15 protein-coding genes, 1 tRNA gene and 1 pseudogene are annotated in these 22,527 nt (G+C 71.3%); 5 read left to right on the forward strand and 12 right to left on the reverse strand.

The features are described from left to right. Positions 1-559: 559 nt before the first annotated feature. The 3 genes from ID810_RS10405 to ID810_RS10415 all read left to right on the forward strand — a co-directional run bounded on the left by ID810_RS10405 (position 560) and on the right by ID810_RS10415 (position 4,432). Positions 560-1,900 (forward strand): O-acetylhomoserine aminocarboxypropyltransferase/cysteine synthase family protein, encoded by a 1,341-nt coding sequence (locus ID810_RS10405; protein WP_166858464.1) that lies wholly within the window; start codon positions 560-562, stop codon positions 1,898-1,900. A 163-nt stretch (positions 1,901-2,063) separates the two neighbouring features. Beyond that, entirely contained in the window at positions 2,064-3,248 is a 1,185-nt protein-coding gene (gene metX, locus ID810_RS10410) for a homoserine O-acetyltransferase MetX (protein ID WP_166858462.1), read from the forward strand. 74 nt (positions 3,249-3,322) lie between these two features. Beyond that, on the forward strand, positions 3,323-4,432 hold the full coding sequence (locus ID810_RS10415) for an alpha/beta hydrolase (protein WP_166858460.1): 1,110 nt from the start codon (positions 3,323-3,325) through the stop codon (positions 4,430-4,432). On the opposite strand, the gene ID810_RS10420 is transcribed toward ID810_RS10415, so the two are convergent. The 9 genes and pseudogenes from ID810_RS10420 to ID810_RS10460 all read right to left on the reverse strand — a co-directional run bounded on the left by ID810_RS10420 (position 4,425) and on the right by ID810_RS10460 (position 16,558). Beyond that, positions 4,425-5,612, reverse strand: a complete 1,188-nt coding sequence (locus ID810_RS10420) for a restriction system modified-DNA reader domain-containing protein (RefSeq protein ID WP_166858458.1) — start codon at positions 5,610-5,612, stop codon at positions 4,425-4,427. The two genes, ID810_RS10415 and ID810_RS10420, sit on opposite strands and share 8 nt — an antisense overlap. Before the next feature lie 205 nt (positions 5,613-5,817). Further along, on the reverse strand, positions 5,818-8,547 hold the full coding sequence (ppdK, locus tag ID810_RS10425; RefSeq protein WP_166858456.1) for a pyruvate, phosphate dikinase: 2,730 nt from the start codon (positions 8,545-8,547) through the stop codon (positions 5,818-5,820). Positions 8,548-8,829: 282 nt separating this feature from the next. After that, on the reverse strand, positions 8,830-11,394 hold the full coding sequence (locus ID810_RS10430; RefSeq protein ID WP_166858454.1) for an ATP-dependent Clp protease ATP-binding subunit: 2,565 nt from the start codon (positions 11,392-11,394) through the stop codon (positions 8,830-8,832). A 185-nt stretch (positions 11,395-11,579) separates the two neighbouring features. Beyond that, positions 11,580-12,227, reverse strand: coding sequence for a hypothetical protein (locus tag ID810_RS10435; protein WP_166858452.1), 648 nt, complete (start codon positions 12,225-12,227; stop codon positions 11,580-11,582). Positions 12,228-12,612: 385 nt separating this feature from the next. Beyond that, a complete protein-coding gene (gene dtd / locus ID810_RS10440; RefSeq protein ID WP_166858450.1) occupies positions 12,613-13,080 on the reverse strand; it encodes a D-aminoacyl-tRNA deacylase in 468 nt (155 codons plus the stop codon). Then, positions 13,080-13,460 carry a DUF2516 family protein gene (locus ID810_RS10445; protein WP_166858448.1) on the reverse strand — a complete coding sequence of 127 codons (381 nt, stop codon included), beginning with the start codon at positions 13,458-13,460 and terminating at the stop codon, positions 13,080-13,082. The genes dtd and ID810_RS10445 overlap by 1 nt, the downstream gene beginning before the upstream one ends. Positions 13,461-13,470: 10 nt before the next feature. Next, positions 13,471-14,688 carry a CAF17-like 4Fe-4S cluster assembly/insertion protein YgfZ gene (ygfZ, locus tag ID810_RS10450; protein ID WP_166858446.1) on the reverse strand — a complete coding sequence of 406 codons (1,218 nt, stop codon included), beginning with the start codon at positions 14,686-14,688 and terminating at the stop codon, positions 13,471-13,473. A 113-nt stretch (positions 14,689-14,801) separates the two neighbouring features. After that, positions 14,802-15,491 (reverse strand): annotated as a pseudogene (locus ID810_RS10455) (heme-binding beta-barrel domain-containing protein); the annotation flags it as partial. A gap of 395 nt (positions 15,492-15,886) precedes the next feature. Further along, positions 15,887-16,558 (reverse strand): winged helix-turn-helix domain-containing protein, encoded by a 672-nt coding sequence (locus ID810_RS10460; protein WP_166858444.1) that lies wholly within the window; start codon positions 16,556-16,558, stop codon positions 15,887-15,889. Positions 16,559-16,647: 89 nt separating this feature from the next. On the opposite strand from ID810_RS10460, the gene ID810_RS10465 reads away from it, so the two are divergent. Further along, positions 16,648-17,589, forward strand: coding sequence for a tellurium resistance protein TerC (locus ID810_RS10465; RefSeq protein ID WP_235931453.1), 942 nt, complete (start codon positions 16,648-16,650; stop codon positions 17,587-17,589). Positions 17,590-17,816: 227 nt separating this feature from the next. Here the strand turns inward: ID810_RS10465 and ID810_RS10470 are convergent, their stop codons facing one another. From ID810_RS10470 to ID810_RS10480, 3 genes are read right to left on the reverse strand one after another with little or no spacing between them, the layout of a single operon-like run. After that, entirely contained in the window at positions 17,817-18,848 is a 1,032-nt protein-coding gene (locus ID810_RS10470) for an NUDIX hydrolase (RefSeq protein WP_166858443.1), read from the reverse strand. A 25-nt stretch (positions 18,849-18,873) separates the two neighbouring features. Further along, a complete protein-coding gene (locus ID810_RS10475) occupies positions 18,874-21,369 on the reverse strand; it encodes an RNA degradosome polyphosphate kinase (RefSeq protein WP_166858441.1) in 2,496 nt (831 codons plus the stop codon). A 35-nt stretch (positions 21,370-21,404) separates the two neighbouring features. Next, positions 21,405-22,034 carry a hypothetical protein gene (locus ID810_RS10480; protein WP_166858439.1) on the reverse strand — a complete coding sequence of 210 codons (630 nt, stop codon included), beginning with the start codon at positions 22,032-22,034 and terminating at the stop codon, positions 21,405-21,407. Positions 22,035-22,208: 174 nt separating this feature from the next. Between ID810_RS10480 and ID810_RS10485 the strand changes: the two genes are divergently transcribed. Beyond that, a tRNA-Lys gene (locus ID810_RS10485) sits at positions 22,209-22,282 on the forward strand. Positions 22,283-22,527: the final 245 nt, after the last annotated feature.

A 22,527-nucleotide genomic window follows, 5' to 3' on the forward strand; every position in this document is an offset into this window, starting at 1 on the left:
GGGGGCTCGCACGCTCATGTGACAGGTGTTAACGGTCGCACTGGGGTTTGCCGTGGTGGCCCACGCTCCCATGTGCGTGGGCGGCCTCCGTGCACATGGGAGTCGGCGTGCTGGAGGGCACCGGTCGACAAACCCTAGCAATGGCGCCGTTGTCGACGGCTGTCGAAAAGTGTGAGCGTGCAAGCCCCGGGCCCCGCGGGCGCCCGCGTGCACCGTGCTGGCGTGATCACCGGGATTCTCCTCCAGGGCGCTCTGACCGCGTCGCCCGCCTGCGCCGTGCTGGTGTGCGTGCGGCGGGCACCAACCACGGCCGGCGCCGACCACCGACGTCCTGAGACACCACAACGGCACAACACCGTACTCTCCAGAGCAAAACGAGGACTTGGAGGCCGTGCGGGGCTGGGGCCGAGCGGACGAGCGCCACGCCGTCGGGATGCCGCGCCCACGCGCCCCACGACATCGAATCATGGACACCTCTGCCCGGCGATATCGGGGAGCACTAGGGTTGATAACAGCGCCATGGACGGCGCTCACGCTCTCCCCGAGACGAGGATCCCGTATGACTGACGCCCCCACCGCGGCCAACCCCGCCGACTGGCACTTTGAGACCAAGCAGGTCCAGGCCGGCCACACCCCCGACTCCGACACCGGCGCTCGCGCCCTGCCGATCTACCAGTCCACCTCCTTCGTCTTCCCCGACGCCCAGGAGGCCGCCGACCGCTTCGCCCTGAAGTCCCTCGGCCCCATCTACACGCGCCTGGACAACCCCACCAACCAGGCCGTCGCCAACCGCATCACCGCCCTCGAGGGAGGCCTCGGCGCCCTCCTCGTCTCCTCCGGCATCGCCGCCGAGACCCTGACCTTCCTCACCCTGGGTGACGTCGGCAGCAACATCGTCGCCTCGCCCTCGCTGTACGGCGGCACCGTCAACCTGCTCACCCACACGCTGCCTCGCATGGGCATCGAGACCCGCTTCGTCGAGGACCCGGCCGACCCGGCCTCCTGGGCCGCGCTCGCCGACGAGCGCACGATCTGCTTCTTCGGCGAGTCGATCCCCAACCCCAAGGGCGACATCCTCGACATCGAGCCCATCGCCGAGGCCGCCCACGCGCTGGGCATCCCGCTCGTCGTGGACAACACGGTCGCCTCCCCCTACCTCATCCGCCCCTTCGAGTGGGGCGCGGACATCATCATCCACTCCGCCACCAAGTTCCTCGGCGGCCACGGCTCGAGCGTCATGGGCTGCATCGTCGACTCCGGCAACTTCGACTACGCCTCCCAGCCCGAGCGCTTCCCCGGCTTCAACCAGCCCGACGTCTCCTACAACGGCCTCGTCTACGCCCGCGACCTCGGCGTGGGCAGCCCCCTGGGAAACATGGCCTTCATCCTCAAGGCCCACACCCAGGGCCAGCGCGACCTCGGCTTCGCCGCCAGCCCCCTCAACGCCTTCCTCATCATGCAGGGCATTGAAACCCTGTCCCTGCGCATGGAGCGCCACGTGGACAACGCCCTCGCCGTCGCCCGCTGGCTCGAGGGCCGCCCGGAGGTCGCCGAGGTGCGCTACTCCGGCCTGGAGTCCAGCCCCTACCACGCGCTGGCCCACAAGTACTGCCCGCGCGGGGCCGGCAGCGTCTTCGCCTTCGACCTCGTAGGCGGGCGCGAGGCCGGCGCTGCCTTCATCGACGCGCTGACCCTGTTCTCCAACCTCGCCAACATCGGTGACGTGCGCTCCCTGTGCGCCCACCCGGCGACAACGACGCACTCCCAGCTCGACGACCTCGGCCTGGCCCGGGCCGGCATCACCGCGGGCACGGTGCGCCTGAGCATCGGCATCGAGCACGTCGACGACATCATCGCCGACCTCGAGCGGGGCTTTGCGGCCGTCGCCGCCCTCGACTGAGCTGGGCCCTGCTGCTGAACTGCGGCCGCGTGGGTGCTGATACCCACGCGGCCGCAGACTCGTTGACGAGGGTCCGACATCGACCGCCCAAGGCCGCCCGTTGGTCAGGGTCCGCCCATCGGCCCGGTTCCGCCAACTGACGCGGACACACCACAATGAGCCCATGAGCGTGACCCAGCCCCCGACGCCCGGCGTCGGCTCCGCCTCCACCAAGCTCGTCGACCGCAAGGCCGGCTCGCCCACGGGTGCGTGGCGTCCGGGTGACGAGCCCGGCAACCGTCGCTTCCTGGATATCGGCGACTTCACGCTCGAGTCGGGGGTGATCCTGCCCGACACGGTGCTCGCCTTCGAGACCTGGGGCACCCTGGCCCCCGCGGCGGACAACGCCGTCCTCATCCTCCACGCCCTGACCGGCGACTCCCACGTCACCGGCCCCGCCGCCCCCGGGCACCCGACCCCCGGCTGGTGGGACACGCTCATCGGGCCCGGCCGCGCCATCGACACCGAGCGCTACTTCGTCGTCGCCGCCAATATCCTCGGCGGCTGCCAGGGCTCCACCGGCCCCTCCTCCACCGCGCCGGACGGGCGCCCCTGGGGGTCGCGCTTCCCCTGGCTCACTACCCGCGACCAGGTGGAGGCCGAGACCCTGCTCGCGGACGCCCTGGGTATCGAGACCTTCCACCTCGTCATCGGCGCTTCCCTGGGCGGGCACCGCGCCGTCGAGTGGGGCGCGAGCCACCCCGAGCGGGTGCGCAACCTGGCACTCGTGGCCACCGGAGCCTCGACGACGGCGGACCAGATCGCCTGGTGCCACCTGCAAGAGCTCGCCATCGTCGGCGACCCCTTCTTCTTCGACGGCGACTACTACTCCCACTCGGTCGGCCCGGTGCGCGGGCTGGGCCTCGCACGCGCCATCGCTCACACCACCTACCGTTCAGCGGCGGAGCTGGATGCGCGCTTCGGCCGCAGCCACCAGGGCGAGGAGGACCCGGCGGTGGGCGGGCGCTACCAGATCGAGTCCTACCTCGACCACCACTCCGGCAAGCTCATCTCCCGCTTCGACGCCAACACCTACCTCATCGTCACCCACTCGATGATGGTCCATGACGTCGGTATCGGCCGGGGCGGCACCGAGGCGGGGCTCGGGCGGGTCACGGCCCGCACGCTCGTCGTCGACGTCGACTCCGACCGCCTGTTCCTGTCCGAGCAGGCCGAGCAGCTGGTCGCCTGCATCCCCGATACCCGGCGGGCGACGATCCACTCCCTGCACGGGCACGACGGCTTCCTCGTCGAGGCTGACCAGATGGAACGGATCCTGCGCGACTTCCTGGCGGAGGACGTGGCATGAACGGCGAGACACCGGAGCCAGCCCCACAGTGCCTCAGGCCGGCCCCTGAGCCGGCCGGGCCGAACACGCCAACCATGCCTGCCGTCGAATCTCCGCGGCCGGCCCCCAAGCCCGCCCGGGCTCCCAAGCACCCCCACCCACCGGTCGGTTCCTGGGGCGAGGACCTGCTCGGCCGCGGCTTCCGGGCGCGCACCCTCGAGCTCGCCCCCGACGCGGAGGACGACGGCGCCGTCGCCACCCTCGTGTGCTACCTGCCCGACGAGGACCCCGACGCCCCCGAGGGCACGCCGTCGGCCCCCTCCTTCGTGTGGCTCTACCTGCACGGCTGGAACGACTACTTCTTCAACCCGGAACTGGCCCGCCGCGTGGCCCGGCTCGGCGGCGCCTTCTACGCCCTGGACCTGCGCCGCTACGGCCGGTCGCTGCGCGAGGGGCAGATGCTCGGCTGGACGGAGGACCTGGCGACCTATGACGAGGAGATCGGGCTGGCGCTCACCCTCGCCTGGGCCGAGCACGGCCAGTCACTGCCCACCGTCCTGTGCGGGCACTCCACCGGCGGGCTGACCGCCGCCCTGTGGGCGCACCGCCACCCAGACGTGCTGGCCGGGCTCGTCCTCAACTCCGCCTGGCTGGAGATCCAGGGCGCGGAGCCGGTGCGGGTGCTGGGCGAGCCCATCGTGCGGGCCCTCGCACGCCTGAACCCACGCGACCCCGTGACACTGCCGTCCTACGACCCCTCCAACCTGTTCACAGTCGTGGCCGGTTGGACCGAGGCCGACGGCGAGCTGCCGGACCCGTCCTGGGCCGACGACCCGTACGTCACCGGCTGGCACGTGGACCCCCGGTGGAAGTATCTGTTGACGCCGCCGATCCGCCCGGGCTGGCTGGCGGCCATCCTCGATGGGCAGGCGGCGGTCGCCTCAGGGCTCGTCGTGACCTGCCCGGTGCTGTCCATCAGCTCCGCGCGCAGCCACCTGGGGGTTGTGCGCTGCGAGGACTCGCGCTGCACGGACACGGTGGTGGACGCGGACGGCACCGCCCGCCGGGCCGTCGGCCTGGGGCCGCTGGTGACCGTGGCGCGCATCGAGGGTGCCGTGCATGACGTGTTCCTGTCCGCGCCGCCGGTACGGGAGCAGAGCTACGCCGTGCTTGAGCAGTGGCTGCGGGGCTACGTGCTCAGTTGAGTAAGTCGGCAAGCGTGGCGCCGTGCTCCTCCAGGCGCCACACGCGCCAACCGTCAACATCCTGAACGCGCTGCGCGGCCGCTGCCGCACGCGAGGGATCGGTGAAGGTGCGCCCGTCGGCCAGGGTGATGACGCCGTTGCGCGAGAGGGTGGCCGTGTGGTCGATGCCGCGGCGTGGGCTGCGCCAGCACAGGGTGGTGGATTTACCCAGGCGCCGGGCGACGGCGGCCAGGGTGGCGGGGGCGTCGGCGGCGCTGACCGTGTGCTGCGCGCCGAGCACCGGTGCCAGGGAGCGGTGCATGCCCGTGACCGGCAGTGGCTCCACGCCTGTCGCCGGCGGCGCAGCGGTCACCGGCGGCACAGTGGAGGTGACCGACGGCGCGGTGGAGGCCACCGGGGCCGACTGCCTGACGGAGGCCATCGGGGCAGCGGCCCCGGAAGACGCCGGATGGGTCGTGGTGGCAGGCGCCACCCTGGCCGGTGCGGCCGGAACAGCCGTAGCCTGCGCGGCCGAGGAGGACGGAGTGATCGGCGCGGCCGGAGCTTGCGCGGCCGGGGACTGCGTGCTGTGTGTCCTGGCGTCCGCAGCTCGCGTCACGCCATGGCTGCGGGAGCGCAAGATCGGCGCCGTCTCGGAGGTGGCGATAAGGCCCGCCTCCACCAGGTCCACGGAGACCAGGACGGAGCCCTCGACCACGCGCGCGTCGACGACATGCAGCTCAACCAGGGAGCCCAGGAAGGAGACGAGCACACGCGCGTCCGGGGCCAGGTCCGTGGTGAGGATGACGAGCCGGGGGCCGGGCTCGGTATGGGACGGCATGACCTCGCTGAACTCGTCCCAGTCCTGGTGGAAGGCGGTCGCACCCCCGGGGTAGACGGCGGTCAGGGCGCGACGACTCATGGCGGCGGTCGCGGCCTGGCGGCCGAGCGCGCCGACGAGCCCGGCGGCGTCGAGGGCCGTGAGGACCTCAACGGTCACCACCTGCCCGGCGGCGTCCAGAGCGGTGAGCGACTGCCCTCCCTCGACGCTCATCCATGCCACGGGCATGAGCGGGCGGTGCAGGACCTGGCCCAGCTGGGCGCGCACGGCTGCGAGGACGTGGAGGCGGGTCTCGGCGCTGGCCGGACGTCCCGGGCCCACAGTGCCCAGTCGGCCGTCCTTGAGCTCGAAGAGCGCCATACCAACCCCGTCCTTCTGCGTGCGGCCTCGCCGGTCGGCGGCCTCCCGAAGGGCATACTCTCACGAGTACCTGATAGGAACCATAACGGTCCATAACGCACCCGCTCCCGGGGGCCAGGGTCCCAGGGAGCGGGTGGTCACAGCCGGGCTGGGGCGACGCCGTCGGACCCGCGGTACCGGGCCCGACGGCGGCCGTCAGCCGGACTCAGGCGACGCCGTCGACCGGCGGGAAGGCGATGGCCGCACGCCCTGCCTCGAGCCGCGCGACGGGCACGCGGAACGGGGAGCAGGAGACGTAGGTCAGGCCCACCCGGTGGAAGAAGTCGATCGACTCCGGGTCGCCGCCGTGCTCGCCACACACGCCGAGCTTGAGTGAGGGCTTGGTGGTGCGGCTGCGCTCGACGCCGATCTCCACCATGCGTCCCACACCGCGCTCGTCGATCGTTTCGAAGGGGGAGACACCGAAGACGCCCTCGTCAAGGTAGATCTTGAAGAAGGTGCCCTCGACGTCGTCGCGCGAGAAGCCCCAGGTCGTCTGGGTGAGGTCGTTGGTGCCGAAGGAGAAGAAGTCGGCCTCCTCCGCGATGGTGTCCGCTGAGACGGCGGCGCGCGGCAGCTCGATCATGCAGCCGATGGGGAAGTCGAGCGTGTAACCCGACTGCTCGCTCACCTCGCGCAGGACCGCCTCGGCCCTCTCACGGGCGATCTGCAGCTCGCGCACGGAACCGACCAGCGGGATCATGATCTCCGGGCGCGGGTCCCCGCCGGCCCTCAGGCGCTCGACAGCGGCATTGGCGATGGCCCTGACCTGCAGCTCGATGAGGCCCGGCATGCTCAGCAGCAGACGCACGCCGCGCAGACCGAGCATGGGGTTGGCCTCGTGCTGGCGGCGTACGACGGCGAGCAGCTTCTCGTCCGCGGGGTCAGCACCGCCGCTGACGCGGTCGACGGCGATCTTGACGCTCAGCTCGGTGAGGTCCGGCAGGAACTCGTGCAGCGGCGGGTCGATGAGGCGTACCGTCATCGGCTTGCCGTTCATCGTCTCGAACATCTGGACGAAGTCGTCCTTCTGCAGGGGCAACAGGGCGTCGAGGGCGGACTCGCGCTCCTCGTCGGAGGCGGCCAGGATGAGGTTCTGGACGAACTGCTTGCGTTCGCCGAGGAACATGTGCTCGGTGCGGCACAGGCCCACGCCCTCGGCCCCCCGGTGGATGGCGTGGCGGGCGTCGTCGGGAGTGTCGGCGTTGGCACGAACCTCGAGGCGGCGGACCTTGTCGGCGTGGCGCATGAGACGGTCCACGCTGGTGACGAGCTCGCGCGTGTCGACGTCCCCGGCGGTGTCCAGGGCCTCAGCCAGGCCCCGGCGCAGGTAGGTCATGACGGGCGAGTCGGTGACGGGGACGTCGCCGAGGAAGACCTCACCGGTCTGGCCGTCGATGGCGATGACGTCAGCGGAGGTCAGGACCAGGTCCTCACGTCCGTGCACGCGCAGGGTGCCGGCCTCGGCGTCGACGTCGAGCTCGTCGGCGCCGACGACGCAGGTCTTACCCATGCCACGGGCGACGACGGCGGCGTGGGAGGTCTTGCCGCCACGGGCGGTCAGAACGCCGACGGCGGCCACCATGCCGGGTAGGTCGTCGGGGTTGGTCTCGCGGCGCACGAGGACGACGGACTCACCGGCCTCGGCGCGGGCGACGGCCTCAGCGTTGTTGAAGGCGATATAGCCGACGGCGGCGCCGGGCGAGGCGGGCATGGCCCGGGTGAGCAGGTCGTGGGCGCGGGCGGAGTGGTCGGCGTCGAACTGGGGGAACATCAGCTGGTTGAGCTGGTCTCCGGTGACGCGGGTCAAGGCCTCGTCCATGGTGATGAGGCGCTCGTCCACGAGCTGGGTGGCCACGCGGAAGGCGGCGGCGGCCGTGCGCTTGCCGACGCGCGTCTGCAGGAGCCAGAGCTTGCCGCGCTCGATGGTGAACTCGATGTCGCACAGGTCGCGGTAGTGGGTCTCGAGCTTGCGCATGGCCGCACGCAGGTCGTCGTAGCTGTTCTTGTCCAGGCGCTCGAGGTCGGCCAGGGACAGGGTGTTGCGGATACCGGCGACGACGTCCTCACCCTGGGCGTTGACGAGGTAGTCGCCGTAGACGCCGCTGCGGCCGGTGGAGGGGTCGCGGGTGAAGCACACGCCGGTGCCGGAGGTCTCGCCCATGTTGCCGAAGACCATGGTGCAGATGTTGACCGCGGTGCCCAGGTCGTGGGGGATCTTCTCGCGACGGCGGTAGATGTGGGCGCGCTCGGTGTTCCAGGAGCGGAAGACGGCCTCGGTGGCCAGGTCGAGCTGGGCGCGCGGGTCCTGGGGGAAGTCGATGCCGGCGTGCTCGAAGACGATGGTCTTGTACTCGCCGACCAGCTCGGTGAGGGCGTCGACGTCGAGCTCGTAGTCGAGGGCGACGCCGCGCTCGGCCTTCTTGGCCTCGAGGGCGCGGGAGAAGTGCTCGCCGTCGACGTCGAGGACGGTCTTGCCGAACATCTGAATGAGGCGGCGGTAGGAGTCCCAGGCGAAGCGGGGGTCGCCGGAGGCCTCGGCCAGGCCGACGACGGAGGCGTCGTTGAGGCCGATATTGAGGACGGTCTCCATCATGCCGGGCATGGAGAACTTGGCGCCGGAGCGGACCGAGACGAGCAGCGGGTCGTGGGCGGCGCCGAGCTCGCGGCCCAGCTCCTCCTCGACCTGGCGCAGGGCAGTGGTGACCTCAACGGCGAGCTCGTCGGGAGCCTGTCCATCCTTGAGGTAGGCACGGCAGGCATCCGTGGTGATGGTGAAGCCCGGGGGCACGGGCAGGCCGAGACGGGTCATCTCGGCGAGGTTGGCGCCCTTACCGCCCAGGAGGTCCTTTTGGTCCTTGTCACCCTCGCTGAATCGGTACACGTACTTGGGCATCGTTGCCCCTTCCCGTTGTTGTGACGTCTTCTGTGATATGGCGCAGGGCACGCGCCCTGTCTCAGTAGGCACCTTATGTGACAGAGGTCCTAGGACGGAAACCGAGGGGCGGCACAACGCGTAAATCAGTGTCGCCTATGGGCAACAAAGGATACTTGTGGACCGGGCGGAGCGGCATTCACCCAGCCCACACCACCGCCGTCGGCGCCACAAACGGCCCGACCGGCCTGACCCGGACGACACCCGTCCAGGTCAGGCCGGTCGGATACGACGACGCTCCGCTCAGGCGGTGGGGTCCCCGGCGGGGGCCGCCTGCACGAAGGACTCCGCCACGGCCTGCTCGGCCTCCTCGCCCGCGCCGCCCGCGGACAGGGGGTCGGAGCCGACCCTCGAGTCCCAGGGCTCGCCGCGGAAGGTGAACTCGCCCAGCAGCCCCTCGCCCTGGGCGTCCACGACGATGCGCTGGCCGCGCTCGATCTCCCCGAAGAGGATCTTCTCGCTCAGGGCGTCCTCGATGTCGCGCTGGATCGCGCGGCGCAGCGGGCGGGCGCCCAGCACCGGGTCGAAGCCGCGCTCCGCCAGCAGCTCCTTGGCGGCGTCGGTGAGCTCGATCGTCATCTCCTGCTCCACCAGGCGCTTGTCCAGGCGGGCGATCATAAGGTCGACGATCTCGCGCACCTCCTGCTGGGACAGCTGGGGGAAGACGATGAGGTCGTCCACACGGTTGAGGAACTCGGGACGGAACTGAGACTTGAGCTCACGGTTGACGTGCGCCTTCATCTCCTCGTAGTCCATCGTGCCGCCCACGGTGGACTGGAAGCCCGTCGCCACGGCCTTGCCAATGTCCTTCGAGCCCAGGTTCGTCGTCATGATGATGACGGTGTTCTTGAAGTCCACGACACGGCCCTGGGCGTCGGACAGGTGGCCGTCCTCCAGGATCTGCAGCAGCGAGTTGAAGATGTCCGGGTGGGCCTTCTCGACCTCGTCGAACAGCACCACGCTGAAGGGCCGACGACGCACCTTCTCCGTCAGCTGGCCGCCCTCGTCGTAGCCCACGTAGCCCGGAGGCGCCCCGAACAGGCGCGAGACCGTGTGCTTCTCCGCGAACTCGCTCATGTCGAGCTGGATGAGGGCGCTCTCGTCGTCGAACAGGAACTCGGCCAGGGCCTTGGCCAGCTCGGTCTTTCCGACGCCGGTGGGGCCGGCGAAGATGAAGGAGCCGCCAGGACGCTTGGGGTCCTTCAGGCCCGCACGGGTGCGGCGGATCGACTTCGACAGGGCCTGGATCGCCTTGTCCTGGCCGATGACCCGCTTGTGCAGCTCAGCCTCCATGTTCATCAGCTTGGCGGACTCCGCAGCCGTCAGCTTGACCACCGGGATGCCGGTGGACATCGCCAGCACCTCAGCCACCAGCTCCTCGTTGACCTCGGCGACGGACTCGGCATCACCCGAGCGCCACGCCTCCTCCTTCGAGCGGCGCTCCTCGACCAGGCGGTGCTCGTCGTCGCGCAGAGCGGCGGCGCGCTCGAAGTCCTGGTCGTCGATGGCGGCCTCCTTCTCGCGCTTGACCTCGGCAATGCGGTCGTCGATCTCGCGCAGCTCCGGCGGGGCCGTCATGCGGCGGATGCGCAGGCGCGCACCCGCCTCGTCGATGAGGTCGATGGCCTTGTCCGGCAGGAAGCGGTCGTTGACGTAGCGGTCAGCGAGCTTGGCGGCCGCCTCGATGGCGTCGTCGGTGATGACCACCCGGTGGAAGGCCTCGTAGCGGTCGCGCAGACCGTTGAGGATCCCGATGGTCTCCTCGACGGAGGGCTGGTCCACCGTCACCGGCTGGAAGCGGCGCTCCAGGGCGGCGTCCTTCTCGATCTTGCGGTACTCCTCCAGAGTGGTGGCACCGATGGTCTGCAGCTCACCACGCGCAAGCATCGGCTTAAGGATACTGGCGGCGTCGACGGCGCCCTCGGCGGCACCCGCACCCACGAGGGTGTGGATCTCGTCGATGAACAGGATGATGTCGCCGCGGGTGCGCACCTCCTTGAGGACCTTCTTCAGGCGCTCCTCGAAGTCGCCGCGGTAGCGCGAGCCGGCCACGAGCGAGCCCATGTCGAGGGAGTACAGCTGCTTGTCGCGCAGGGTCTCGGGCACGTCGCGGTGGACGATGGCCTGGCTCAGGCCCTCGACGACGGCGGTCTTGCCGACGCCCGGCTCCCCGATGAGGACGGGGTTGTTCTTCGTGCGGCGCGAGAGGATCTGCATGACGCGCTCCATCTCCTTGTGCCGCCCGATGACTGGATCGAGCTTGCCCTCGCGGGCCGCCGCCGTGAGGTTGCGGCCGAACTGGTCGAGGATGGCCGAGCCGGTCTGCTTGCTGTCACTGTTGGAGCCGCCGGCCGTGACGGTCTCCTTGGCCTCGTAGCCGGAGAGCATCTGCATGACGGTCTGGCGCACGGCGGACAGGTCCGCGCCGAGCTTGCTGAGCACCTGGGCGGCCACACCCTCACCCTCGCGCAGCAGGCCGAGCAGGATGTGCTCGGTGCCGATGTAGTTGTGGCCCAGCTGAAGCGCCTCACGCAGGCTGAGCTCGAGGACCTTCTTGGCTCGCGGGGTGAAGGGGATGTGACCGGTGGGGGCGGACTGGCCCTCACCGATGATCTCGACGACCTGGCCGCGCACGGCGTCCAGGGAGATGTCCATCGACTCCAGGGCCTTGGCGGCAACCCCCTCGCCCTCGTGGATGAGGCCGAGAAGGAGGTGCTCCGTGCCGATGTAGTTGTGGTTGAGCGCGCGCGCCTCGTCCTGGGCAAGGACGACGACGCGGCGGGCGCGGTCGGTAAAGCGTTCGAACATCGCGGGTTTTCTCCTCGGCACGTGCGGTCGGTCGGTGCGTCGGCGGTCACCTGAAGGGTCTCGGAGCTGGCTCGAGACCCCGTAGGGTCGCAGGTCGTGGGCACGTGCTGGTAAGGCTAACTGCGGCGCGCAGGCGCACATGCCACTGTTCGCAGTGGGCGTGAGCAGAGTTGAGCGGACAAGACTCAAGGTGAAGTCCGACGGCGCAGGCCGTGAAGCATGCCGTGCGTCATGAGCCGGGCTACCGGCCGGGCGGAGCGCACCATCCTGGCGGCGGCGGGCGTGTGCAGCACGTACCGTTCGCGCACGATCAGGCGGCACGTGCCAGACGCCGTCGGGGCGAGGACGAAGGCCCAGGTGAAGTCGAAGTCCATTCCCGAGTCGGCCGGGGCGCTGCCACCCTGGCTGGACAGGACGAGGCAGCGCTCGGGCTCCAGGAGGGCGACGGCGAGGCTCAGATCCTCGGCGAGGCACATGCGGTCGCCCTCGGCGAGGTCCTGCCAGGCCGGGTCGATGGCGTCGGCGTTGACGATGCCCACGCCGGCGAGCCTCTGGAGGACGTCAAAGGTGTAGAAGCCGCCGCGCCCGTAGCCCATCTGGACGAGCCACGGCCACACGGCGGCGGCCGACGCCGTCAGCATCGTCTCGTGGGTCTCGACGAGAGTGGCGCCCGGAAGGAGGTCGTCGCCGGGCAGAGGCTCGGCGTCGTTCCCGCGCGGGCGCAGGCGCCCGGCCACGTAGACGACGCCGCCCGCGGTGACGGCAGCGAGGGCAGCAGCGCTCGCGAGGGCGACGAGGAGGCGCCCCACCCGCGGGCGCGTGCGACGAGTCACACGCCCAGTGTCCTCAGCGCCAGCACCTCACGCAACCCGCGAGAACTGGGGTTATTCCTCACGAGAACTGGGGTTGTCCCCCACGAGAACTGGTGCGCGCACTGCCCTCGGTGCCGGCACGTAGCGCGACCGCCCTGGCCCGAGGCTTGCGGGTCGGGGCGCAGGCTCATCGACCTCGTAGCGATCCACTCGATCTCGTTCCCCAGAGATTGATCTCGTAGCCTCAAAGAACGAGATCAACGCGTAACCAACGAGATCAAACGGGAGGGAACGAGGTCGACGGGAGGGAACGTCGACGCGAGCTCACGGGATCAACGGGAGGGAAGGCCAACGCGAGCACACGAGATCAACGCGCCGGCAGCCCTCAGGCCACAGGCCTCAACCCTCAGGCCTCGACGAGGATCGTCACCGGCCCGTCGGCCTCCATGTCAATGAGCATGTGGGCGCCGAAGCGACCCGTCGCCACCTCGATGCCGCGCTCGCGCAGCCGCTCGGCCACGGCCTCGACGAGGGGTTCCGCGACCTCGCCGGGCGCCGCCCCGTTCCACGACGGGCGCCGTCCCTTGCGCACGTCCGCGTACAGCGTGAACTGGCTGACCAGCAGCACCGGCGCACCCAGGTCGGACACCGACACCTCCCGGCCCGGCGCACCGCCGTCGTCGCCGGGGCCGTCGAACAGCCGTAGCTCGGCGATCTTGCGGGCGATGGTGGCCACCTGCTCGGCTCCGTCGTCGTGCGTGGCACCGACGAGCGCCAGCAGGCCCGGGCGCGTGATCTCGCCGACGACGACGGGTCCGGCGCCCTCGTCGACACGCACGGCGGCCCGGCTGACCCGCTGCAGGACGGCCCGCATCAGCGGCGCCAGCCAGGGCCCGAGGACCCCCGACCGCCCCGGCCCTCACCGGGGCGGCGCACCTGGGAGCGCACCCGCACCGGTTTGTAGAAGCTCAGGGCCGGGCGCACGTCGGCCAGGTAGACGGCGTTGGCGACCACGCCCAGCAGTCCCAGCATCGAGGCGGCGCCCATGACGATGACGACGGCGAGGCCCACCGCGTTCACGCCAATCCAGAAGCCCTTCGTGCGCTTGTCCGCCGCCAGGAAGTGCTGCGAGTCTCGCGTCAGGCAGTCCACCAACGCCCACAGCCCCATGAGGGCGGCCGCGACCTGGGCGCCGTACCAGATCCAGCGCACGGACTGGGCGACGACAACAGCGACGGATGCGAGAGCAGACACGCTACTGACCTTATCGTTCCCTGCCGCCCCGGTGAAGGAGCGACGTGCGCAGGCCGGCGCCGGGTCGCTCGGCGGGGCTGGCCCCCGCCTTGCCCTCGGGGCTCACCAGCGGCTCCTGCAGGGCGTCCACACGCGCGACCACCTGGGCATCGCCGTCGGCCCCCTCCTCGCCCTCGGTGACGTCTGTGACGTCTGTGATGTCCACGGTCAGAGGCTGAGTCAGGGGGGTGGCGCGGCGCAGCAGTGCCAGGGCCATGGGGCCGACGTCGTGGTGGCGCACGACGCTCGTCACCGTCCCCACCGGCCGCTCACCCATTCGCACGACAGCCCCCGGCAGGGGCGCCTCGCCGGAGAGTCCGTCGAGCTGGAGGGTGGTCAGGCGCCGTGGCGGGCGCCCGAGGTTGAGGGTGCGGGCGATGGTCTCCTGGCCCGGGTAGCAGCCCTTCGTCAGGTGCACGGCGGTGCGCAGCCAGTCGAGCTCGTGGGGGATCGCGCGCTCGTCCACCTCACGCCCCCACCGGGGCCGACCCGCCTCCACGCGCAGCGCCTCCCAGGCCAGTGATCCCGCCGGGCGCAGCCCGCTGTCAGTGACGACGGCGCGCACCTGCTCCTCGCCGACGAGCACGAACCCGGCCGCATAGCCCTCACCGGGGTGGCGGAAGGGGTGCTCCGGCGAGCCCAGGCCGACGTCGTAGGCGGTGCCGCCGTCGACGACGCCCGGCCACGGGTCCCTCCAGCGTCCCAGCAGGCAGCCGCCTTCACGGGCCGCACCGGCCAGGACGTCCACAGCCCGCCCCATGGCGCCCAGGGCGTGGACGTCGTCGCGCATGGCGACCTCGACGCGCAGCATGAAGCGCATCGAGTCGAGAAAGCCCGCGAGCATGGGGCCGCGGCCAGTCTCGGTGACGAGCCAGAGGGTCTGGCCGTCGTCGAGGGCGGCCAGCGCGTGAGTGATGCGGCCCTGGGCGTCGAGCAGCAGGGTCTCGGCCCCGCCGTCGTCGGGTGCGAGGGAACGCAGGTCCTGAGAGCCCAGGGTGGTGAGCCAGGTGAGACGGTCGGGGCCGGTAACGGTGACGACGTCGCGGGCAAGCGCGGTCACAGCGGCGCCCTCGGCCAGCAGCGCCTGCTCGCGCAGGGGGCTGCCGTAGTGGGCGGGGACGGGGGCGTCGAGGTCGCCGTCGGGGCCGGCCTGGGCGGCGTCGAGGTCAAGCAGGGGGCTACGGCGCATCAGGCGGAGGCGTCCTCGTCGTCGACGGCACCGGGGGTGTCGTCGGTGCGGATGGCGGGGCGGGCCGTCTCGTTGTCAGCGGACCGGGTGGCCTCGCCGTCGGACCGGGTGGTCTCGCCAGCGGACCGGGTGGCGGCGCGGGCGGCCTCATCGGCGGCGATGGCCGCTCGCAGGGCCGAGCCGGGCTGGTTCTCCGGTGCGTCGGGGTCCTCGACCCGTCCCAGGCGGCCGGAGGCGTAGGTGTCCATCTCCTTCTTGCCGAAGGCGGCCATGTCCTGGGTCCACATGAGGTCGCCGCTCACGAGGCCGAACATGCGGTTCATCTGGGTGACCTCGGCGCTCGTGCGGGTGCGGCCGACGGCCTGGGTGCCGATCTGCGCGCGCGGGCCCTGGATCCAGCCCTCCCAGACCGCGACCTGGCCGGCCGGGTCAGCTGAGATGAGCTCAAGGCGGGTGATGGGGGTGGTGGTGTCGGCGTCGTCGGCGTCGGGCTCCTCCTGGCCGACGGGGCGCCAGTAGGCGGTCTCCGTGGACCAGATCTGGGCGGGGGTCAGGCGGGCGGCACCTTCGAGGCCGGGCATCTCGAAGTCGAGGTCCTGTGAGCGGGTGGCGTCGACCGTCCAGGTGGTCGTGACCTGACGCAGGTAGGGCCCGCCGTCGTGGTCGAAGACCATCTCCTGGTAGACCGCCTGCTGCGGGACCTGCTCGCCGTAGGTGAGGATGCCGTAGCCGCGCCACGTGCCCACGAGCCAGGCGAGCGGGTAGACCTCGGGGGCCAGGTCGTCAGGAAGGGAGAATGCCATGGCCGCAGGGTACGTGTCGTGCGGCGACGACGCCGTGACCCGCCTCTCCCCCGCTCGACCTCCTCGCCCCGCTCCCGAGATCCTCGCTCTGCGTTCGAACGTACGGTCAATCGCCGTTCGATCGCAAACCGAGGAGTTGGGTGGGGGACGTCGGGCCGGAGAGCGCCAGCGGCGCGTCGGCCGCTCGAGGCGGCATGAGTTGGAGCCCGGGGCCCGTCACGGCCCGACGCCGCCATCAAGGGTACAGGGTGACGACGGCGGACCCTAGTCCCCCAGACCGGGCACCGGTGGTCGGGACACATGCGGCCATGGCACCGACGGGCCCCGGCCCGTGGGCCACACACCAATGCACACGGACCACCTGCGCGCCGCCGTCGGCGCACCGGACCCGGCGCTCAGGGCCCGTCCGGCGGGTCCAGGCGGTAGCCGACGTTGCGCACCGTGCCAATGAGGTGGTCGTGCTCCGGGCCGAGCTTGGCGCGCAGGCGGCGCACGTGCACGTCCACCGTCCGCGAACCGCCGATGTAGTCCACGCCCCACACGTCGTCCAGGATCGTCTCGCGCGTGAGGACCTTGCCCTGGTGCAGCGCCAGGTACTTGAGCAGTTCGAACTCCTTGTAGGTCAGGTCGAGCACCGCCCCGCGCACGCGGACCGTGTAGGCCGTGGCGTCAATCACCAGGTCGCCGACCTCCAGGCGGTCCTCCGCGGGCTCCACCGGCTCCGTCCCGCGCGGGCGCAGCATTCTCAGGCGCGCTGAGACCTCCGCCGGCCCCGCCGACACGAGCACGAAGTCCGAGGCCCCCCAGTCCGTCTGCACGGCGGCGGCCCCGCCCTCCTCCATGACCAGCAGCACCGGCGGGCAGGACATCGGCCCCGTCAGCAGCTGGCACAGGGCGCAGGCCCGCATGAGGTCCCCGCGGGCGTCAATGAGCACGACGTCGGCGGAGTCGAGCCGACTGTAGGAGGCCGGCACAGGGGGCAGGCAGGTGATGGCGAGGTTGAGCAGGGTCGCGGCGGGCAGGACCTGGGAGGGGTCGGCCTCGCGCGTGAGCATGATGGCCCGCATACCCTCTCCTGCCTGCCGCCGGATTCCGCCACCCAGTGTTCCACACGAGCGGACGCACAGGCGCGTGACAGGTGTGGGACGATGCGGCCGTGAGCGTCACCGATCCTGTCCCCGCGGGCCGCGCCGCCCCCTCCCTCCCGGAGGGTCCGACGGCGGCCGCCCAGTCCGGCGCACCGTCACGCTCACGGCGCACCTCCGACTACGGCACCCGCCGTGGCGGCAGCAAGCCCATCAGCCCGGGCCTGGCCGACCCGGCCTGGACGCGCCTGGCCGTCGCCGGCACCGTCCCCGTCCTTCTCGCCGCCACCGCGCCCCTGCCGACGTGGACGCGCCTGGCGCTCGTCGTCATCCTCATCCCGCTCACCGCCCAGGGCTGGCCCGCCCTGCTGCGCGCCCGCCACGACCCGGGTTCCACCGCCGTCATCACCCTCACCGGGGTCACCGCCTCGGTGGTGGTCGCCGTGCGCGAGGACTTCGGCTCGGCGGGGGTCGTCATGGCACTGAGTGTGCTGGCCGCCTTCGTCGCCCAGATGGTCCGGCGCGACGGGCGCCCCGACCTCGTGGAGGACCTGTCCTCGACGGTCTCGGGCAACCTCGTCGTCGTCTTAGGCGCCGGCTGGTGCGCGCTCGAGCCGGGGGTGGCGGACCCCTCAGTCATGGTGCCCTTGGCGCTGGCCCTGCTTGTGGGCGCCCTACTCACCACCCTGGACGTGTCCGCCTCGACGCTCGAGGCCCTGACCATCACGGTCCCGCCCCTGGTCGCGGGGGTGGCCGGGGCCGTGCTCGCCGCCGTCGGCTTCTTCGGTCCCTCCCACGTGGGCGCCGTCGTCGCCCTGCAGTCCGGTGCCGCCTGCCTGCTCGCGGGCTTCGTCGCCGGGGTCCTCATGTCTGCCGGCAACCGGGTGCTGTGGACACACCGCTGGGTCCCCGGTGGACGCGCCGCGATCACGAGCGCACTCGTGCCGGTGCTCGCCGTCGGCGGACCGGTCTACGCCATCGCGCGCCTCATGGGCACCTTCCTGGCCGGCTGAGCCCAGCCGCGTGTCACCGAACGCGAGCCCTTGGCGGACTCATCGGCGGCACCCCGGGAGGAGGCGTCGGTGCCCGTGATCTGGCCGGTACCGTGGACGGCAGGAAGGACGGGTGACTCACCGGTGACCGCTCGGGCCGCACGGGTGACGTTGTGGAGAACGTTGGCCCACGCGCGAGCGACCAGAAGGTGAGCAGCGGCTGTCCCGGACAAGGCCGACGGGAACCCTCAGCCGCCCTTGGGCAACACGGGGCGCACCTTCTCAATCGCGACGACCCGCACACGCCCGCGCGGACGCCGAGCCATGTGGATGACCATGATCTCGCCCGTGCGCAGCCACGGGTCCTGGTCCGGCACGGCGCGCAGCAGGCGGCCCGGGGCGTGCTGGGCGACAACCGCCATGACGGTGGCCAGCACCGGCCGGTGGGTGCACAGGACCAGGGGCGCGTCCGGCACGCGCAGCGCCCGCTCAACCACCCTGCGGGCCTCCTTGGGCCTGGCGGCGTGCGCGTACTCGGTCACCGCCGGCTCCTGGCGCAGCGTGATGCCGGCCGCGCGGGCATAGGGCGCAAGCGTGTCGACGCAGCGCCGCCACGGGCTGGTGACGGCGACGGCGACGCCGTAGGCCGCGAGCACCGGCAAGAGCGCGTCCGCCCGCAGCTCACCCTGGTCCCGGGTCAGGGGCCGGGTCGCCTCGTCCTCCTCGGCAGTGCGTTTGCCCGGGCGGTTCCACACCGAGCGCTTGACCGCCCGGGCGTGACGCACGAGGACGAGGGTCCACGTGTCGAGCCTGCCGTCGTCCCACAGGTCCCGCAGCTGGCCGAGCACGTGCCGGTCGACGTCGTGAGTCAGCCGCTTACGGGCCCGGCCCACCTCCACCCAGGCGACGTCGTCGATCTCCTGGACGGAGGCCGGCTCCACCGGGGGCCGGGCTGAGAGGGAGGGGTCGCCGTCGGACACCGGGCGAGCCACCCAGTAGTGGACCTTCTTGCGCCTGCCGTCGTCGAGCGGGTACCGGACCGTCTTCAAGGGCTGCTCCAGGCGGACGGCGATCCCCGTCTCCTCCTGCACCTCACGCACGGCGCAGACGGTCGGAGCCTCCCCCGCCTCGAGCTTGCCCTTGGGGAAGGACCAGTCGTCGTAGCGGGGCCGGTGGACGAGCAGGACCTCGATGCTGTCCTTGCCGTCGGGGCAGGGGCGCCACACAAGAGCTCCGGCGGCCAGGACGGTCCTGCGGCCGGAGAGGCGTGCGTCGGTCACGGTGCTCCTCCTCCCAGGGCGGGGGTCAGCGCCGTCCCTTGCACCGGGTCGCACGGTCCATGAGCGTGACCTGGATGTCCTCCAGGCGCTCGCCGTCGGGACCGTGGACGTGGCGGGTCCAGGAGCCGTCGGGCTCGAGCCACCAGGAGGAGACCTCGTCGGAGGCCGAGTGGGTCACGAGCCAGGTCAGCTCCTCGACCATCTGCGGGTCCGTCAGGCGCACAAGCGCCTCCACACGGCGGTCGAGGTTGCGGTGCATGAGGTCCGCGGAGCCGATGAAGACCTCGGTGTCGCCGTCGTTGCAGAAGGCGTAGATGCGCGCGTGCTCCAGGTAGCGGCCCAGGATCGAGCGCACGCGGATGTTCTCGCTCAAGCCGGGGATGCCCGCGCGCAGGCCACAGATGCCGCGCACGACGATGTCCACGGGCACGCCCGCGCGCGAGGCACGGTACAGGGCGTCGATCGTGGTCTCGTCGATGATGGAGTTGACCTTCAGGCGCACCCAGGCCTCACGGCCGGCACGCTTGTTGGCGATCTCGCGCTCGATGCGCTCGACCAGGCCCGAGCGCACGGTGCGCGGGGCCACGAGCAGGCGGCGGAAACGCGCCCGGGGGGCATAGCCGGACAGGAGGTTGAACAGGCTGGTGAGGTCCTGGGCGACGTCGCGGTCCGTGGTCAGCAGGCCCAGGTCCTCGTAGCCGCGGGCCGTCTTGGGGTGGTAGTTGCCCGTGCCGACGTGGCAGTAGCGGCGCAGGCCCTCGGCCTCCTGGCGCACGACGAGCAGGAGCTTGCAGTGCGTCTTGAGGCCGACCATGCCGTAGACGACGTGGACGCCGGCCCGCTCGAGCTTGCGGGCCCAGCCGATGTTGTTCTCCTCGTCGAAGCGGGCCTTGATCTCGACGATGGCGACGACCTGCTTGCCGGCCTCGGCCGCCTCGATGAGGGCGTCGACGATCGGGGAGTCACCGCTGGTGCGGTAGAGGGTCTGCTTGATTGCCAGGACCTTGGGGTCCGCGGCAGCCTGGCGCACGAACTCCTGCACCGAGGTGGAGAAGGAGTCGTAAGGGTGGTGCAGCAGGACGTCGCGCTCGCGCATGGCGGCGAAGATGTCGCGCGGCGTCGAGGACTCGCCCTCCCCCAGCCCCGGGGCGGTGACGGGCACGTAGCGCGGGTACTTCAGCGCGGGCAGGTCAAGGTCGTGCAGCTGGTTGAGACACTTGAGGTCAAGTGGTGCCGGAAGCTCGAAGACGTCGTCGTCATCCAGCCCGAGGGCCCGCACGAGCAGTGTGCGCACGAAGGGGCTGATGGTGTCCTCCACCTCCAGGCGCACGCAGTCGCCGAAGCGACGCTTCTCGAGCTCCTTCTCCATGGCGGCCAGGAGGTTCTCGGCGTCGTCCTCCTCGACCTCGAGGTTCTCGTTACGGGTGACGCGGAACAGGTGGTACTCCAGGACCTCCATGCCGGGGAAGAGGTGGTCCAGGTGCGGGGCGATGACGGCCTCGATGGGGATGAGGGCCGTGCCTGCCTTCTTGTCGGCGTTGTCGAGCTCGCGCCCGGGCACGGTCACGAGCCGCGGCAGCGACGGCGGCACCTTGAGGCGCGCGAAGTGCTCCTTGCCGGACTGCGGGTTGCGCAGCAGGACGGCGAGGTTGAGTGACAGTCCCGAGATGTAGGGGAAGGGGTGCGAGGGGTCCACCGCCAGCGGGGTGAGCACCGGGAAGATCCGATGGCGGAAGTAGCGGGTCAGGCGCTCGTGCTGGCTCTCGTCGAGCTCGTCCCAGCTCAGGATCTCGATGTGGTGCTCGGCGAGCCTGGGGCGGATGTCCTTGTTCCACACGTCGGACTGGCGGGCGGCGAGCGCCTTGGCGCGACGGGTGATCTCGGCGACGACCTGGTGGGCGTCCAGGCCCGAGGCCCGCACGGGGGTCAGGCCCATCTTGATGCGGCGCATGAGCCCGGCGACGCGCACCATGTAGAACTCGTCGAGGTTGGAGGAGAAGATCGACAGGAACCAGGCGCGCTCGAGCAGCTCGAGGTCCTGGTCCTCGGCCTGCTCCAGGACGCGCTCGTTGAAGTCCATCCAGGTGAGCTCGCGGTCCGTGAAGCGGTCCTCGAAGGACTCCAGGGCCGGCAGGTCCGCCTCGGGGTCGGGGCCAAGGACCGGGGCGGGCGCTGCCGGCTTCTCGGGAGCCGGCTGGGGGGCGGGCTCGACCGGGGGCTCGGTGTCCGCGGGCTCGTCGAAGTCCTCGTCGGCGTAGGCGGGGCCGGCGTCGTCGGTGAAGTCGCGGGCGTCGGCGCTCTCCAGGACGTGCACCTCGGCAGTGAGGTCGGTCGGGTCCTCGGGGGTCGCGTACGGATCGGCTACCTGCGGTCCGGCGGTGTGAAGCTCGGCGGCCTGGGGTCCGGCGGTGTGAAGCTCGGCGGCCTGCGGCTCGCCCGCGTGGTGGGCGCGCGCCCAACCGCCGAGGAAGCTCGACAGGGGCACCGTGGCGGGCGTGGTCTCGGGGTTGGGTGTCGTCATGGCCTCATGCTCCCATGTCCACGTGACCGGCAGGCTCAGTCGAGCAGACCGGCGCGGGCGCGGCGCGAGGCCTCGTCGAGCTCGGCGGCGGTGGCGATGAGCGCTGAGGCCCGGCGGGTGACGTGGTCGGCGAGCTCGTCGGCGTCGTCCTCAATCCACGTGGGGGTCGAGCCAGCGGCCAGGGCGCGCAGGAAGGAGGCGGTGGCGGACAGCAGTGGGGCGAGGGCGGGGACGGAGCCGGTGGCGCGCCCGGCGAGGACGGTGTCGAGAGCGGAGCGCAGCTGCTCGGGTGAGGGGACGGGGCGAGCGTCGGCGGTCTCGAAGCGGGTGGTGGCCTCGGCGTCGTCGGTGAGGTCGACGACGGTGGCGTAGCGGCGTGAGACGAGGTCGGGGTCGCGGCGCAGCCACTCGCGCACGAGGAGGAGACGCCACAGGGTTCCGGGCAGGGTGGTGGCTGGGGAGTCGGCCCAAAGCTCGGCGACCTCGTCGACGCCGCGGGCCGCGACGGCTCGCACGCCCTCGCGCGTGAGGCCGGTCTCCGGGAAGCCGCCGATGAGGGCCTGGGCGGCGGAGTGGGCGAGCTCGGAGGACACGGCCGTGTCCTGGCTACCCTCGATGGACTCGGCGTCCTCGAGCCGGGCGGGGCGGTGGAAGAGGCGGGTCATGCGGGGCTCCTCTCGGGCGCGGGTGTCACGATGCAGGATTGCTACCCTGGCACTGTCGCGGCGGCGACGCAATCGGCGAGATGACGCGGATCCTCCTCATGTGCCGGGCAGCGGTCCTGGGGTTGATGGGTCGAACCGTGGCAGCACGCGCTATGGTGGGGCCGCTCAGCCAACGCCCCCTTAGCTCAGTTGGTCAGAGCTGCGGACTTTTAATCCGAAGGTCGTGGGTTCGAGCCCCACAGGGGGTACGGGCGGAATCCCGGGGTAATCCTGGGGTTCCGCCGAAAGGTGTGGCCGTGCCGGGTGTCTCTACGGTCACCCATATCCTCCATATCCTCTACGGTGTGGCTACACCGGTGGCTACCGGGCGGCCGCCGAGGACGGGCGCGAGCATGGGCACGAGAGGCAAGGGCGAGGGGTCGGTCTACAAGGACGGGCAGGGTCGGTGGACGGCGGCCGCGCCCCTGCCCCCGGACCCGGTCACCGGACGTCG

Origin of the sequence: Actinomyces respiraculi (genome assembly GCF_014595995.2) — a bacterium.
GTDB lineage: Bacteria > Actinomycetota > Actinomycetes > Actinomycetales > Actinomycetaceae > Actinomyces > Actinomyces respiraculi.